This window comes from Croceibacterium salegens (genome assembly GCF_009827435.1).
Classification (GTDB): domain Bacteria; phylum Pseudomonadota; class Alphaproteobacteria; order Sphingomonadales; family Sphingomonadaceae; genus Croceibacterium_B; species Croceibacterium_B salegens.
Map to the genome: position 1 here is coordinate 1 of NZ_WTYM01000059.1, position 15,043 is coordinate 15,043.

The 15,043-nt window shown below is 66.3% G+C and carries 18 protein-coding genes and 1 pseudogene; 7 read left to right on the forward strand and 12 right to left on the reverse strand.

The window, feature by feature from the left end; translation table 11 throughout:
• The 5 genes from GRI89_RS18310 to queC all read left to right on the forward strand — a co-directional run.
• On the forward strand, nucleotides 1–492 hold a 492-nt coding region (locus GRI89_RS18310), incomplete at its 5' end, for a cold-shock protein (RefSeq protein ID WP_328598316.1).
• Nucleotides 493–624: 132 nt separating this feature from the next.
• A complete protein-coding gene (locus GRI89_RS16160; RefSeq protein WP_159797858.1) occupies nucleotides 625–1,812 on the forward strand; it encodes an aspartate aminotransferase family protein in 1,188 nt (395 codons plus the stop codon).
• 2 nt (nucleotides 1,813–1,814) lie between these two features.
• Nucleotides 1,815–2,774, forward strand: a complete 960-nt coding sequence (gene argF, locus GRI89_RS16165) for an ornithine carbamoyltransferase (protein ID WP_159797860.1) — start codon at nucleotides 1,815–1,817, stop codon at nucleotides 2,772–2,774.
• A gap of 43 nt (nucleotides 2,775–2,817) precedes the next feature.
• Nucleotides 2,818–3,723: an Hsp33 family molecular chaperone HslO gene (gene hslO / locus GRI89_RS16170; protein ID WP_159797862.1), complete on the forward strand. Its 906-nt coding sequence runs from the start codon at nucleotides 2,818–2,820 to the stop codon at nucleotides 3,721–3,723.
• Nucleotides 3,724–3,773: 50 nt separating this feature from the next.
• Nucleotides 3,774–4,490, forward strand: coding sequence for a 7-cyano-7-deazaguanine synthase QueC (queC, locus tag GRI89_RS16175; protein WP_159797864.1), 717 nt, complete (start codon nucleotides 3,774–3,776; stop codon nucleotides 4,488–4,490).
• Here queC and GRI89_RS16180 read toward each other — a convergent pair.
• The 4 genes and pseudogenes from GRI89_RS16180 to GRI89_RS16195 all read right to left on the reverse strand — a co-directional run bounded on the left by GRI89_RS16180 (nucleotide 4,487) and on the right by GRI89_RS16195 (nucleotide 6,611).
• Nucleotides 4,487–5,017, reverse strand: coding sequence for a superoxide dismutase family protein (locus tag GRI89_RS16180; protein WP_235913480.1), 531 nt, complete (start codon nucleotides 5,015–5,017; stop codon nucleotides 4,487–4,489). The genes queC and GRI89_RS16180 overlap by 4 nt on opposite strands.
• A gap of 58 nt (nucleotides 5,018–5,075) precedes the next feature.
• On the reverse strand, nucleotides 5,076–5,555 hold the full coding sequence (locus tag GRI89_RS16185) for a DUF2793 domain-containing protein (RefSeq protein WP_235913490.1): 480 nt from the start codon (nucleotides 5,553–5,555) through the stop codon (nucleotides 5,076–5,078).
• Nucleotides 5,477–5,848, reverse strand: a pseudogene (locus tag GRI89_RS17855) (terminase large subunit domain-containing protein); the annotation flags it as partial. The gene GRI89_RS16185 and the pseudogene GRI89_RS17855, both read right to left, overlap by 79 nt.
• A gap of 94 nt (nucleotides 5,849–5,942) precedes the next feature.
• Nucleotides 5,943–6,611, reverse strand: coding sequence for a hypothetical protein (locus GRI89_RS16195; RefSeq protein ID WP_159797868.1), 669 nt, complete (start codon nucleotides 6,609–6,611; stop codon nucleotides 5,943–5,945).
• 217 nt (nucleotides 6,612–6,828) lie between these two features.
• Between GRI89_RS16195 and GRI89_RS16200 the strand changes: the two genes are divergently transcribed.
• Nucleotides 6,829–7,467, forward strand: coding sequence for a YqaA family protein (locus GRI89_RS16200; protein ID WP_159797870.1), 639 nt, complete (start codon nucleotides 6,829–6,831; stop codon nucleotides 7,465–7,467).
• Here GRI89_RS16200 and GRI89_RS16205 read toward each other — a convergent pair.
• On the reverse strand, nucleotides 7,464–7,931 hold the full coding sequence (locus GRI89_RS16205; RefSeq protein ID WP_159797872.1) for an Lrp/AsnC family transcriptional regulator: 468 nt from the start codon (nucleotides 7,929–7,931) through the stop codon (nucleotides 7,464–7,466). The genes GRI89_RS16200 and GRI89_RS16205 overlap by 4 nt on opposite strands.
• A 117-nt stretch (nucleotides 7,932–8,048) precedes the next feature.
• On the opposite strand from GRI89_RS16205, the gene GRI89_RS16210 reads away from it, so the two are divergent.
• A complete protein-coding gene (locus tag GRI89_RS16210; RefSeq protein WP_159797874.1) occupies nucleotides 8,049–9,374 on the forward strand; it encodes a S41 family peptidase in 1,326 nt (441 codons plus the stop codon).
• On the opposite strand, the gene GRI89_RS16215 is transcribed toward GRI89_RS16210, so the two are convergent.
• The 7 genes from GRI89_RS16215 to GRI89_RS16245 form a co-directional block, all read right to left on the reverse strand.
• Nucleotides 9,371–9,868, reverse strand: coding sequence for a rhodanese family protein (locus GRI89_RS16215; protein ID WP_407924988.1), 498 nt, complete (start codon nucleotides 9,866–9,868; stop codon nucleotides 9,371–9,373). The genes GRI89_RS16210 and GRI89_RS16215 overlap by 4 nt on opposite strands.
• 168 nt (nucleotides 9,869–10,036) lie before the next feature.
• Nucleotides 10,037–10,468: a VOC family protein gene (locus GRI89_RS16220; protein WP_159797878.1), complete on the reverse strand. Its 432-nt coding sequence runs from the start codon at nucleotides 10,466–10,468 to the stop codon at nucleotides 10,037–10,039.
• Nucleotides 10,469–10,549: 81 nt separating this feature from the next.
• Complete coding sequence (locus GRI89_RS16225) at nucleotides 10,550–11,407, reverse strand: AraC family transcriptional regulator (protein ID WP_159797880.1); 858 nt, start codon at nucleotides 11,405–11,407, stop codon at nucleotides 10,550–10,552.
• Between the two features lie 2 nt (nucleotides 11,408–11,409).
• A complete protein-coding gene (locus GRI89_RS16230) occupies nucleotides 11,410–13,059 on the reverse strand; it encodes a hypothetical protein (protein WP_159797882.1) in 1,650 nt (549 codons plus the stop codon).
• A gap of 34 nt (nucleotides 13,060–13,093) precedes the next feature.
• Complete coding sequence (spt, locus tag GRI89_RS16235) at nucleotides 13,094–14,347, reverse strand: serine palmitoyltransferase (RefSeq protein WP_159797884.1); 1,254 nt, start codon at nucleotides 14,345–14,347, stop codon at nucleotides 13,094–13,096.
• An 8-nt stretch (nucleotides 14,348–14,355) separates the two neighbouring features.
• Nucleotides 14,356–14,598, reverse strand: coding sequence for an acyl carrier protein (locus tag GRI89_RS16240; protein ID WP_159797886.1), 243 nt, complete (start codon nucleotides 14,596–14,598; stop codon nucleotides 14,356–14,358).
• Nucleotides 14,599–14,629: 31 nt separating this feature from the next.
• Nucleotides 14,630–15,022: a response regulator gene (locus GRI89_RS16245; protein WP_159797898.1), complete on the reverse strand. Its 393-nt coding sequence runs from the start codon at nucleotides 15,020–15,022 to the stop codon at nucleotides 14,630–14,632.
• Nucleotides 15,023–15,043 lie beyond the last annotated feature (21 nt).

Consider the following 15,043-nt stretch of genomic DNA (forward strand, 5'->3'; position numbering starts at 1 on the left):
GGAATGCCGGCGCAGGTCGTCGGTACCGGCCAGGGCAAGGTAAAGTTCTTCAACGCCCAGAAGGGATTCGGCTTCATCCAGCGCGATGAAGGCGGTGAAGACGTGTTTGTGCACATCAGCCAGGTGGAACGCGCCGGGCTGGAAGGTCTCGCCGAAGGGCAGGAACTGCAATTCAACCTCGTCGATCGGGGCGGAAAGATCTCCGCGGCCGACCTGCAGGTTGTCGGCGATGTCATCGCCGTGGCGCCGCGTGCGCCGCAGCGCGAGCTGACCGGCGAAAAGGCGACCGGGACGGTCAAGTTCTTCAATTCGATGAAGGGTTTCGGCTTCATCACGCGCGATGACGGCAAGGAAGATGCCTTCGTCCACATCAGCGCGGTCGAGCGCTCGGGCCTGCCCGGGATCAATGAAGGCGACAGGTTCGAGTTCGATCTCGAGGTCGACCGACGAGGCAAGTACTCGGCGGTCAACCTTGTGCCCGTTCAGGGCTGACCGATCCGCGCCATGGCCGGTATTTGACCGGGCCAACGCACAGGCATAAACGGTTGCAAATGGCGGTCCGCAAGGGCCGCCATTTGTCGTTCACGCGTTTCTACGTTTCATATTGCAGATAGGATTCCAGCCATGTCGATCACCCCGCTCATGCCCGTTTACCCCCGGTGCGACGTGCGGCCGGTGCGAGGCGAGCACTGTCACCTGATCGATGAGAACGGCACCCGCTATCTCGACTTTGCGGCGGGAATCGCGGTCAACCTGCTGGGCCACAGTCACGAGGGGCTGATCGGTGCGATCCAGCGCCAGGCGGCGACGCTGATGCATGTCTCCAACCTCTATGGCAGCCCGCAGGGCGAGGCGCTGGCACAGCGGCTGGTCGACCTGACCTTCGCCGACACGGTATTCTTCACCAACTCGGGCGCCGAGGCGGTCGAGTGCGCAATCAAGACCGCGCGCGCATATCACCAGCACGCCGGCAACGACGAGAAGTTCGAGCTGATCACCTTCAAGAACGCCTTCCACGGCCGGACGATGGCGACGATCAGCGCATCCAACCAGGAGAAGATGCACAAGGGCTTCAGCCCGCTCCTGCCAGGCTTCAAGTACGTCGATTTCAACGACCTTGAAGGCGCCAAGGCGGCGATGGGCCCGCACACTGCCGGGTTCCTTGTCGAACCGATCCAGGGCGAAGGCGGCATCCGCACCGGCACCGACGAATTCCTCAAGGGCCTGCGCCAACTGGCCGACGAGAACGACCTGATGCTGGTGTTCGACGAAGTGCAGTGCGGCGTCGCGCGCACCGGGACCATGTTCTACTACGAACAGGCCGGTGTCGTGCCCGACATCATGGCAGTGGCGAAGGGGATCGGCGGTGGCTTCCCGCTCGGTGCCTGTGTCGCCACGGAAAAGGCCGCCCGCGGCATGACCTTCGGCACCCACGGCTCGACCTACGGCGGCAATCCGCTGGCGATGGCGGCCGGGATGGCGGTGCTCGATGCCGTGGCCGATGACGAATTTCTCGCCGAGGTGCGGGAGAAGGGTGAACGGCTGCGCACGCGGCTCGAGCAGTTCATCGGCAACTATCCCGATCTGTTCGAAGGTGTCCGCGGCAAGGGCCTGATGCTCGGCATCCGCATGACGATCGAGCCGCGGCCGTTCATGCAGCACCTGCGTGACAACCACCAGCTGCTCACCGTAGCAGCAGGCGACCAGACCCTGCGCGTCCTGCCGCCGCTGGTTATCGGAGATGCCGAGATCGACGAGTTCTTCGACAAGCTTTCGGCCGGTGCCGCGAGCTACCAGGCGCCGGAATCCTGACGATGGCGGCGGGGGGCGATCTCGATATCGCGGCGATCGTGCGAAATTTCATCGACCTGTCGGATGCGGGCGGCGATGCGATCGCTGCGATGATCAACGATGCGCAGGACCGCAAGGCGGCCCGCGCCGGCTGGCCCAAGGGCAAGCCGGACGCCGACGCGCCGCTTGCCGGTCATGTCCTGGGGATGATCTTCGAGAAGAGCTCGACCCGCACGCGGGTCAGCTTCGACATCGCCATTCGCCAGCTTGGCGGAACGTCGGTGATTCTCGATTCGGGCACCAGCCAGCTCGGGCGCGGCGAGACGATTGCCGATACGGCGCGCGTGCTCAGCCGGATGGTCGATGCGATCATGATTCGCACCGACGATCACGCCAAGATCGAGCAACTGGCGCATCACGCGCACGTGCCGGTCATCAACGGGCTGACTGATCGCTCGCACCCGTGCCAGATCGTTGCCGACCTGCTCACCGTGATCGAACAGGGCAAGGCGCTGCCTGGGCTGGAAGTGGCCTGGCTCGGCGACGGCAACAACGTGCTGCACTCGATCCTCGAGGCGGCGGCACTGATGAAGTTCAATGTTCGCATTGGTACGCCGGTCGGCTACGAGCCGTACGACGAGTTCGTGCAAATGGCGCGCGCTGCCGGATCGAACGTCCTGCTCACGCAGGATGCCGCTGAAGCGGTAAGCGGCGCGGACGTGGTGGTCACAGACACCTGGGTCTCGATGGGTCAGGAGCACACACACAACAAGCTCGCCGCTATGGCCCCGTTCCAGGTCAACGAAGCATTGATGGTCAAGGCCAAGCCAAACGCACGCTTCCTGCACTGCCTGCCCGCGCACGTCGGTGACGAGGTAAGCGAAGGGGTGTTCGAGGGGTCGCAGTCGGTCGTATTCGACGAAGCCGAGAACCGCATCCACGCGCAGAAGTCGATCCTGCTGTGGTGCTTCGGATTGCTCTGAAAGCGCCTTTCATCGCGCCCGATCGGCCCCATATGGACAGGCGATGAGCGATAACATTTCGGGACACGGCGAAACCGGCTTCGACCGAATCCTGCAATTCACTCTGACCGAACGCCACGCGCGTGGGCGCGTGGTTCGGCTTGGGCCGGTGCTCGAGGAAATCCTCGAAGCACACGACTACCCGCCTCTGCCGCGCCAGCTGCTGAGCGAAGCGCTGGTCCTGACCGCGTTGATGGGCGCCCTGCTCAAGGATGACGGCAGCCAGCTGACTCTACAGGCCCAGGCCGAGGAAGGGGCGATCAGCCTGCTTGTATGTGATTATCGCGGCGGCGAACTGCGCGGCTACCTTCAGCACGATGCGGAGAAAGTCGCCACGCTGGGCGGAACGCCCTTGCTCCAGCAGCTGTTCGGGGCCGGCCATCTCGCCATCACCTTTGACCTCGCAGCGACAGGTCAGCGCTACCAGGGCGTCGTGCCACTCGAGGGGACTTCGCTCACTGAAGCAGTCGAACGCTACTTCGCGCAAAGCGAGCAGGTCCCGACGATCATCCGCACCGCGATTCGACCGGGTCTCGGCGGCGCGATTGCCGGAGGCTTGCTCGTCCAGCACCTCGCAGAGGGCGAAGAGGGCCGCGAGCGGCTGCATGTGCGGATGGACCATCCCGAGTGGGAACACGTCGCCGTCCTTGCTGGCAGTACCCGCGAAGGCGAGCTGGTCGATCCCGAGTTGAGCCTCGAGGCGCTCGTCTGGCGCCTGTTCCACGAAGAAAACGAGGTGCGAGTCGAGGCTGGTGCAGAGCTGTCGCGCGGCTGCCGTTGCTCGGTGGTGCACTTCGAGGAAGTGCTGGCGCGCTTCCCCAAGGAAGATCGGCAGGACATGCGGGATGAGCATGGCATCATCCGCGTCGACTGCGCCTTCTGCTCGCGCGAATTCCAGATCGAGGACTAGCGTTGCGGCTTGGGCTTGCGGGCGGCGAGCGCCGCGCCTAGCCGAATGCCATGAGCAGCAGCGACAAACTGGAGGGAGATGGCCGCAGCGCGGTCGTGCTGCTTTCGGGCGGGCTCGATTCGATGGTCTCCGCCGCGCTCGCCCGAGAGGCTGGCTTCGCGCTCCATGCCCTGACCATCGACTACAACCAGCGGCACCGCCGCGAGATCGAGGCGGCAAGGCTCATTGCCGGAAAGCTCGGCGTCGCCAGCCATGTCATCTTGCGGCTCGACCTGCGCCGTTTCGGCGGCTCCGCGCTGACCGACGACATCGACGTTCCCAAGGGCGGCGTCGGGAGCGACATCCCGGTCACATACGTCCCGGCGCGCAACCTCATCTTCCTGTCGCTGACCGCTGGATTCGCCGAAGCGCGCGGCAGCAGCGACATCTTCATCGGCGTCAACGCGCTCGATTACTCGGGCTATCCCGACTGCCGGCCCGAATTCATCGCCAGCTTTACGGAGACCGTGAGACTGGCGACGCGAGCGGGGGTCGAAGGGGCACCGTTCACGATTCACGCGCCGTTGCAATACATGGGCAAGGCGGAAATCGCTGCCGAGACGGTGCGGCTCGGCCTCGATCCGGCGTGGAGCTGGTCGTGCTACGATCCGACGCCCGATGGCCGGGCCTGCGGGCTGTGCGATTCCTGCCGCCTGCGCCTCAAGGGATTCGCCGATGCCGGGCTGGAAGACGGCCTCGAATACGCGGCGATGCCTGACGACAGCTAGGAAGCCGTGAATACCCCGCAGGCGACGCGCGCGCCGGAATTGCCCGAGGGATCGGTCTTGTAGTCGTCGGGACCGGCGTGGACCACGATAGCCGAGCCGTCGCCATCGAAGATGTCCGCCAGGATCTCCGCACGCGAACCCATCAGGGTGGCGCTGACGGTGCCCGCGCCCTGGTCGCCGATCGTCACATTGGGCAGATCGCCCATGTGCGATCCGGCCGGATTGCTAGTGCCATGCTGCTTGCCGCCGGGATTGAGGTGTCCGCCGGCGGAAGTGAAGTCCGGCGCATCGCACTTGCCGATCATGTGCAGGTGAATGCCGTGGACGCCGGGCGAAAAGCCCGCCAGCGCGATCGAGATGCTGACCTGCGTCCCGTTGCCGTAAAGCTGCGCGGTCCCGGCCGGGAGGCCATTGGCGAAATGCAGGGTGGCCGAACCGATCCGTTCGGTCGGCACCTCCTGGATGGACTCGCAGCCGGTAACGGCAAGTCCCAGAGCGGCAATGGCGAGCAGACGGGTAGCGGGCATAGCGATCTCCTGCATGTTTCGTGGCACAACGCAGTAACGAAGCAGAGGCTCCGCATCCTCAGTTGCCGGTCAGGATACCGCCGGAAATCAGCGCAGTAATCAAGCTTGAAATGGCTGCGCGGGCCTCGTCGTCGACCGTCGTGCCGCCTGCAGGGACCGCCGGGGCGGCCGGCCGTTGCCAGCCTCCGGCGTAGAGGATCACCTGCCCCGTTGAACGGTCAAACAGCCGCATGCCGTCGTTCGGCGCGGCGAACAGCCAGCTGCCCGCTTGCCATGTCGCAAGCTTGCCGTCCTCGCCGGTCCAGTCCCCGTCGGCCCCGATCCCCACCAGCCAGGCTTCACCATCGGCCGGCGTTGCCGGCGGTGAAACCGCCTCGCCTTCGCAGGCCGCGTGGAGCAGCGCGTCGGTCAGCGCATGCGCTTCGTTGACGTAGAATTCCTTCTGGGCTTGCCCGGCCGAGCGTGGCTGTGTTGCGGACCTCGCAGCGCCTCGGGCTCGCCGGCCGAATAGAGCCAGGCCACGGCGCCGTTCTCCCAGGTCAGCTTGCGCAAGGAAGGCTCGAACACCGGAGCGAGCGCGCCGGGGGCGGCGGCGAGGACGCCGCTGTCGCCTTCGACCATCACGTTCCTCACTTCGGCGAGGCTCCCGCCGACCAGCGCGATGCGCGCGTTGCCGTCGTTGCGGGCGACGTCGCGGACCCATTCGGCACCGGCGCGGGTCTTGCCGAAACCGCGTCCGGCGCAGATCAGCCAGGTGCGCCAGGCCTCGCCCGGGGGAAGCTGTTCGTCGCGCGCCCAGCCCTCCCAGTAGTATGAGCCGAGCGCGGCCATTTCGTGCGGGGCGAGCAGGCGGGCGAGCTCCTGCCGCTTTTCCACGTCCTCGGGATCGTCGCTCCGCAGCCAGGAGCCGCGCGAGGGTTTACGCTTACGCCTTGGCATCGCGCTTCGTCCGCTTGGCGACGTTCTTGCGCGCCTTGCGGATCGCGGCGGTGCCTTCCTTGCCGCGGGCGCGCAGGGCATCGATCTTGGCGTTGATCGATTCGATCGTCGCGGCTTCCTCGGCCAGCGTGCGGCGGCCCTTCTCGCGCGCCACGTTCTCGCGGTGGGCGGTGAGGCAGCGCAGCGCGGTGGCGGTGTCGAACTTGCGCTTGGGCGCGTCGGCCGCCTCGCCGCTGCGCAGGTGCTGCAGCAGCTCCATCTCGAGGTTGTCGTAGCCTTCGGTGAGCGCGGCGTACCAGCGGCGCGCGAAGTCCGGATCGGTGCGGCGCAGGTTGTAGACCTTGCTCACCGGGATATCGGCCACCGCCGCAGCGGCGGCGACGTTCGAGGTGTGCGCCAGTTCGTCGAGGAATCGTTCGACCTTGGCGGCGCCACGGCGGGGGGCCGGGCCGGTCTTGCGCTTACGGCGGTCGTCGACCGGCCGGACCTTGTCCCACTCGACCTGGAAAGCAACGTCGCGGCCGCGCAGGTGATAGGGCGTCGAAGTCGCCACTCCGGCGGCGCGGCAGGCTACCGTCACGCCCTTGCCCGAGCGCAAGGCGTCGAGGAACCGCCCGGCCCATTCCGGCCAGGCTTTCACGTTGTTGTTGTCCATGTCGTCGATCCCATGCTTGGCGATGCCTCGAAACGCGAAAGGGCGCCCCGTTTCCGGGCCGCCCTTTTCGAATCGGTCTATCGCGATGTTCGGCTTCTCTAACCAAACAGCGTCACGATGTCAATAGAAAAGTACCAGATAGGTTATTTGATTTCGATTGCCGTGGTTCGCGGCCTCGCCTAACCGCGCGGAAGCTGGAAGGGACCACGGGCGGGACATGCTGCGCAAGCTCTACGACTGGACGATGGAGAAGGCGGCGCATCGCCACGCCGAGTGGTGGCTGGCGCTGTTCGCCTTCGTCGAGGCGAGTTTCTTCCCGATCCCGCCGCACCCGCTGCTCGGGCTGATGTGCCTCGCCGAGCCGAAGAAGGCGATTCGCTTCGCGGCGATCGCCACGCTGGCTTCGGTGGCCGGGGGACTGCTCGGATACGCCATCGGGGCGTTGCTCTACGACACCGTCGGGCGCCAGCTGCTCGACCTGCTGCACCTCACCGACAGCTTCCCGCAAGCGGCGTGCTATCTGCGCGAGTACGGGGCCGAGATCATCATGATCAAGGGCATGACCCCGATCCCGTTCAAGCTGCTGACGATCACCGCCGGGTTCATCGGCATGAACCTGCTGAGCTTCGTTTTCGCCAGCATCGTCAGCCGGTCGATCAGCTTCATGATCGTCGGCGTGCTGTTCCGGCTGTTCGGCGCCCCGATCAAGAGCTTCATCGACAAGTACCTCGGGCTCGTCACGGTCGCCTTCGTCGTGCTGGTGGTCGGCGGGTTCATCCTCGCCACGCAGCTCTCCGGGGGCGGCGACGACGCGACGCACAAGTGCGCCGCCGCGACGATGGAAAGCCTCGGCTAGCCGCGCGGGATCGGCCAGGCGGTGGTGAACTTGCGCCGCCGCTTGACGAACCGGCTCTCGTAACGCCGCACCGCCGGATCGCTCGCCAGCGCCTCGTCGGCGAACATGTTGAAGGCGTCCATGTCGGCCACCGCGACGACCAGCACGAGGTCGAACGGCCCGGCGACTTCGAGCACCGCCTGGATCTCGCGCCGCCCGTCGAGCCGCCGCAGCAGCGCCTCGACCTCGGGCAGGGCGTGGCGGTCGAGCTGGATGTCGACCAGCGCCGAAAGGAACGGCCCGACCTTCTCGCTGACTACCGCGCGGTCGGCCAGGATGGTCCCGTCCTCGCGCATTCGCCGCACCCGCCGGGCGATCGCCGAGGGCGACAAGGCAACGTCGCGCGCAAGGTCTTCGGCGGTGCGCAGCGCATCCTCCTGCAGCAGCGATAGGAGGGCGCGATCATAGTTGTCCCACTCGCGCATTTTCCGGCGTCGTTGCTCCCTGGCTTGCCGAAATCCGGCAAATCGCGGCGCCAATTTGCCGCCTTCTGGCGCACCGCAATAGCTATATCAGGCGCAGTGACAAAACGGAGATTCCCGATGCGATTTCCGCATATCCTGTTCCCGTTCGCTGCCGTCGTCCTGCCCTTCAGTTTCGTGCACCCCTGCCCGGCGCGCGCACAGGAAGCCATCTCGCCGGCGGCAACGTCCGCGACGATCGCAGCGCTGCGCAAGGAGGTGGCGGCGCGCTATGTCCTGCCCGATACCGCTGCGGCGCTCGACAAGGCGCTTGCCGGGGCGGAAGCGAGGGGAGAGTTCGCCGGCCTGACCGGCGAAGCGCTGGCGCAGAAGGCGACCGAGGTGATGCACGGCGTCTACGAGGACGGCCACCTCTCGCTGATGTACGATCCAGCGCAGTCGGCGCTGCTGGCCGCGCATCCGATGGACGACGATGGAGAGCAGGGCGACATGCCGGCCGAGGCGGTGCGGCAGGTCGCGCTCAACAACGCCGGCGTACTCAAGCTCGAGCTCCTCCAGGGCAACATCCGCTACATGGATTATCGCGGCTTCATGTGGGGCACGCCGGAGGCCGAAAAGGCGATGGAGACGGCAATGGAGTTCCTGCGCGGGGGCGATGCCATCGTCATCGACCTGCGCCGCAACGGCGGCGGGGACGCCGACGCGGTCGCCGCGCTGGCGAGCTATTTCCTGCCCGCCGGGACCGACCTGATGCGCTTCGAGATGCGCGGACATCCCGGAATGCCGACGAAGACGCACGCCACGCCGTTCTCGCTCGCCGGGAAGCCGGTTTACGTGCTGACCTCGCACTTCACCTTCTCGGCGGCGGAGGAATTTGCCGACCACGTCTCGGCCTTCGGGTTCGGCAAGCTGGTCGGCGAGAATACCGGTGGCGGCGGCTTCCAGAACACCTTCGTGGCGATCCCAGGGGGTTACGTTGCCTCGATCTCCATAGGCCGCGCGGTGCACGCGAAGACCGGCAAGGACTGGCAGACCGTCGGTATCGCCCCGGCCATCGCGGTGGAGGCCGACAAGGCGCTGCTGGTGGCGCAGGCCGAGGCGATGGACGGGCTGGCGAAGACCGGCCCCGAGAACGAGCGTTGGGCCGCGGGGCGGCTCGCAGCCTTCTACCGCGCGCAAGTCTCGCCCATCGATCCCGGGCATGCGCTTGCGGGCTATGCTGGGACCTATGGCGACCGGGTTCTCGCCATCGATCCGGCGGGCAACCTGACGACGAGCCGCGGCGGACGCCCGCCGGTCACGCTCGTCGCGGTGGGAGAGGACACCTTCGTGCCCGAGAGCTCACCGATGCAGCACTTTCGCTTCGTGACGGAAGGCGGCCGGGCGGTCGCTCTCGAAGTCGACCAGCCCGGCGGCCTGCCACAGCGGACCGACCGCAAGGGCTAGGCCGCCGCGCTCCGGCGGTTCCACGGCATCACCGCCAGCAGGTGGGCCATGCCGCACCATCCGCTCACGCCGGCGAAGGTCAGCCCGGCGCCGACGAAGGCGCAGAGGCCGAAGGCCAGCGGCGAAACGGTGAAGCCGAGCAGCACGCCGACGAGGATCAGCGAACCTGCGACGATCTGCACCTGGCGCATGATTTCGAGCGGCTGGCTCTTGTCCTCTTCGACCGGCAGGCCCGCCTTGCGCCAGGCGTCGAGGCCGCCGACCAGCAGGTAGCCTTCGTCGCAGCAACCGGCGAGCTTTTGGGCATTGGCCGAGGTGCGCATGCCAGAGCGGCACATGAAGACCACCGGCTCCTTGCAGCCGAGCGGGGCGAGCGCGTCGGCGGGGCGGTTTTCGGCCCCCGGCACACGGGCGCGGGCGAACTCGTCGGGCGAGCGGATATCGACCAGCCGGGCACCATCGGCAACGATGCGCCGGGCCTCGGCGGGGGTCACGGTTTGCAGCATTTCGAACCTCTAAACTCTCTCAATTAGGCATTGCTAATATAAAGAGTGTCGAGGCCGTTTTCAAGGCCTGCCGAGTGCGCCCCTTGCCCCGGCGAGCTGTTTCAGCATTGCCGTTGCCTCGGCGCGGACCGCTGCGGTTGGGCGGGCCAATTCCGGTTAGGGCACAATCGCCCGGCCGTCCTCACCGATCTCGACCAGGCCCATGCGATTGCCCGCCGGGTCACGGAACAGGCCAAGGATCACCACGCCGGGGACTTCAAACCGCGGCGCCTCTACGCTACCGCCGTTGGCGGTCACCTTGGCAAGCGCCGCGGTTACGTCTGGTACGCCGAAGTAAAGCATAGCATCGCCCGCCGCCTCGGTCCGCAGGTTACCGTCGAGCCTTCCGGTGGTTTCGACCGTCACCGCCCCGTCGGCCGCGACCTTCCAGCCAAACACGGCGGTGTAGAATGCCTGGACCGCGGACCCATCGGGCCCGGCGATGTCGAAGAATACGATCGGTGCCGCCATGCGCGCCTCCTGTTGTGCCGAAGCGGGAGCCGACGCCGTCAGCGCCAGGCCCAATGCCAAAGTCTTGATCGCCGTCATGTCCGACCTCCTGAACCGCGTATCGCTATCCCGCTTACACGCGGGCCGCGCCGGCTTCTTGACGATTCTTGCGGACCGCCTTCAGGCGCGGGTGTCGGGGAAATAGACCTCGGTCAGGTTGTCCGCCGGGTCGCCGTCAACGTGCACCTCGCGGTGGACCTGAAACGGTGGCGCGCCACTGAGGACGTACTTTTCGGGCACCGCAAAAATCGCGTTGACCAGCGCGCGATAGGCTTGCGGCAGGGTGTTATGCGGTCCGCGGTGCTCGATCACGCCGAAGGTACCGCCGTCGAACGGCAGGTAGAAATAGCGCCCGTCGGGTGTGACCTCGCGCTCGATCTCGATTGCGAAATCGGCCCGCATCGCCGCATCCGGCGTGATCCCCGGCATGTCGAGGAAGAACCCGTACGGCAGGCGCGAGTGGCCCAGGTCGTGCGCCTCTGCCCAGGCGACGAGGCCGTTCCAGTAGGTGTCTTCCGGCAGGTAAGGCAGCGCGAACGGCTCATCGTACGATCCAATGTGCCGCACAGCGAGCATGTGCCTGGCCGGCAGCATGGCGAAGCGCGCCTTGGACAGCGAATATTCCTCATCCAGCCGGTCGGGCGGCTTGCGCTCGACCTGCCGCGCTTCGCGGCGAAGCTCACGCGGGGTCGTTCCGAACTGCCGCTTGAAAGCACGGGTGAAGGTCTCGTGGTTTCGGAAGCCCACGGCGAGCGCGATATCGAGAAACGTCGCCTCGCTGGCCACGACCAGCAGCAGCGCCTTCTCGAGCCGCAACCGCGCGATGTGCCCACGCGGAGTCTCGCCGACCGAGCGGGTGAAGACGCGGTGAAAATGATACGGCGAGTAGCCGAATCGCTCGGCGAGTCCCGAGAGGTCGATGTCCGCGTCGAGCTGGCGCTGGATTTCGGCGAGCAACGGATCGGTGCTCGCGACCACGCCTAGCTTCCTCCCAATGCAGCCCTGGCTCCTGCGAGAATCGCTTCGGCGACCGGGTCCTTCATCCGCATCCGCAGCGAAATCTGCGCCTCGCGCTCCGCGCCTGCGGCGTCGCCCTGCGCGAGCAGGACCGCGGCGAGGTCGCGGCGCACCGGGTACCAGAACGCCGGCGGGTCGGTGAAATCGTTGAAGTCCTTGCTCTCTTCGAACTCGGCGGCGGTGCGGTAGGCCTTGGCCGCCGCATCGAGATCGCCTTCGAGGCGCGCGACGCGGCCTTCGAGCACGCCGCGCAGGACGCCGAGCATCGTCTCAGCCGAGCGCACGTCATCGGACTTGGGATCGTCGGCTATGTGGTCGGGGATCGCCGCCGCCTCGACACGAACCGCTGCTGCATCGCCGTCCCACGCCGCCGCTTCGCCGCGGGCATAGTGCCACGCCGCCTTGAGGTAGGGCAGGTCGGGTTCGGCCAATCCGGCGACGGCTGCCGGGTCGAAACGGGCGTATGCGAAGTAGCCCGAACTCATCAGCAGCTGGGCTGTCGCCGAAGGAACGGCGCCAGCATCCGCGACCTCGTCCTGCTTGTTGGCCGCCTCGATCAGCGGGCGGGCAAGCTCGAGCGCGACGGCCGAATCGCCTGCCATCAGCGCGCCGCCAAGGCCGTAGATCACGTTGTGCGCGTGGTACGGCAGGTTGAAGGCGTCGTTGTGCTCCATCATGCCGAGCCGCTTCGCATTGGCCTTGCCGATTTCCACCGCACGGCGGTTGGTCAGCGCGGCGTCCTCGTAGCGGCCGACCCAGTACCAGGTGTGCGCGGGCATGTGCACGAGGTGGCTGGCGTGGGGCGCGAGGCCGGCGAGCTTGTCAGCGAAGGGCTCGGCCTTTCCCGGCTCGCCGACGACTTCGGTGGCGTGGATGTAGAAGTGGATCGCCGGGGTGTGGTCCGGGGCGCGCGCCAGCACGGTCTCGAGCAGCGGCAGGGTCTTGCGGACTTCGGCCAGCACGGAATCTTCGTCGGCGTCGCCCTGCCAGCCGTTGAAGGCATCGACCAGCATGGCGTCGGCGGTGAGAACGGCGATCTCGTTGTCCTCGGGGTAGCGGTTCTGCACGCCCTGCATGGCGAGGACATAGGCATGGTCGCGCGCCGCAGTATCGCCCGGACGGAAGCGTTCGACGAGCGCCGCGGTCAGCGCCTTTTCTTTCGCCGTACCATTTCGCGCCGCGATTCGTGCTGCCTCGCGCACCATTGGGTAAAACTCGGCACGCTCGTCGGCGTCGAGGCCGAAGTTGATCGTCGGTCCGGTGACCAGGGCCTGGCCCCACTTGCACATGGCGCAGGCCGGGTCGAGCCGCACGGCTTCCTGCATCGCCGCCTTTGCCGCGCTGTGTGCAAAGGCCGCGCCCAGCTCCATGCCGTTGGAGAAGAAGGCCTGCGCCTCGGGCACGCTGGTGGTGATCGCGAAACCGCCTCCGCCGTAGCCGGGGAGCAGTTCGGTCATTTCGGCGACGAGCCGGACTTCGTGCGCTTCGTGCGCGGCCTCGGGCGTATCGGCGGCGTGGTCGGCAACCTCGGGCGCGGCGGGCTTGTCCTGCGCGAATGCAGCTTGCGCGGCGAAAGCCAGAGCGAGCGCCGCCGCTCCGGTGGTTCGCTTCATAGAATGCCCCCTTTCGCAGCCCCGGGGGGCCGAATCAGATTATCCCGACAGCCTTGCCCGCACGCTCGAACATGCCGAGGATCGTCTCGACCTCTTCGGCCGAATGCTCGGCGCAGAGCGAGCAGCGCAGCAGCGTCATGTTCGCCGGGGTTGCCGGCGGACGCGCCAGGTTGACGTAGAGCCCTTCCTTCAGGAGCGCTTCCCACATCGCCGCGCCCCTCTGCAGGTCGGGCATGATGACCGCGACGATCGCGCTCTGCGGCTCGGTCGTACCGAGCGTGAAGCCGAGCTTGGTCAGCCCGCCGTGCAGCGTCTTGGAATTCTCCCACAGGTGGGCGCGCTTGTTGCCGCCGTGCATCAGCTTGCGGATACTGGTCGCCGCAGTGGCGACGACGCTCGGCGGGAGCGAAGCGGTGAAGACGTAGGGCCGGCAGACCAGCCGCATGATCTCGAATTTCGGGTGATTGGAGACGCAGAAGCCGCCGACCGTGCCGACGCTCTTCGAGAAGGTGCCGATGACGAAGTCGACATCGTCGAGGCAGCCCTGGTCCTCGGCTACGCCGCGGCCGTTCGGGCCGATGAAGCCCATCGAGTGCGCCTCGTCGACCAGCACCATGGCGCCGTGCGCCTTGGAGACGGCGATCATTTCCTTGAGCGGGGCGATGTCGCCGAGCATCGAATAGACGCCTTCGAGAACGACCAGCTTTCCGGCGCCTTCCGGGATGCGTTTCAGGCGCTTTTCGAGAGCTTCAATGTCGTTGTGCCTGAAGGGCACGATCTCGGCGTTGCCGAGGCTGCAGCCGTCCCAGATGCTGGCGTGGCTGTCGATGTCGAGGACGATGTAGTCGCCCTTGCCGGCGATCGTCGAGATGATGCCTAGGTTGGCCTGATACCCTGTCGAGAACACCATGGCGTGGTCCATGGCGTAGAATTCCTTCAGCGCCTCTTCGCACTCCTTGTGGCCCTGGTAGGTGCCGTTGAGCACGCGGCTGCCGGTGGTGCCCGAGCCGTAGTTGTCGAGCGCGTCCTTGCCGGCCTGGATCACGTCCGGGTCGAAGGTCATGCCCATGTAGTTGTAAGTGCCGAGCAGGATCGTGTCGCGTCCGTTGCAGACCGCCCGGGTGGGGGAGAGGACCTTCTCCATCACCAGGTTGAACGGGTCTTCGACGCCGCTCGCGAGCAGGTCGCTGCGCTGCTTGATCAGCGGGTCGAACTTGCTGAACAGGTCGCCGCTTTCGGTCGCCTCGAGCGCTACCGGCGCGTCGGGCTGGCTGATTCCTTCACTCATTGCTTGTCTCAGTCGTCCGCCAGCTTGCACACGGCATCGATCAACTGGCCCCAGGTTTCGATCTCGGCCTGCTGGTTCATCGAGATGATGATGTCGAATTCGTCCTCGATCGCGGCGACGAAATCCATCACCGTCAGGCTGTCGAATTCGAGGTCCCCTGCGAAGGTGGTGGCTTCGAAGATCTCGACGCCCTTCTTGTTGAAGGGCTCGATCAGGGCTCGGATGCGTTGGTCGACTTCGGCGCGTTCCATCGCGCGCACAAGCGACCTCGGCGGCAAAAAGTCAAGCGTGCAGGGGGTGCGGCGGATTGCCCTCGAGCAGGCCTTTCACTGCGGTCATGAACGGGCCGATCGACACCGGCTTGGCAAGATAGCCCTCAGCGCCGACCTCGCGGATCCGTTCCTCGTCGCCCTTGCCGGCATAGGCCGTGACGGCGAGAACCGGGATGTCGCGCAACTCGACGTCGCGCTTGATCCCGGCGATGAGGTCGAGCCCGGAAATGTCCTGGAGCTGGATATCCATGATGACGAGATTGGGAACGAAGGCCTTCGCCCTCTCGATCGCCAGCTCCCCGTCAGCGCATGGTTCAACCGAAAAACCGCCTGCTTGCAACACGTCGCAGAACAGTTTGCGGTTGAGATCGTTGTCCTCGACAACGAGGATTCTCTTCGTCATTTACCCCCCGAACGGCCGCGC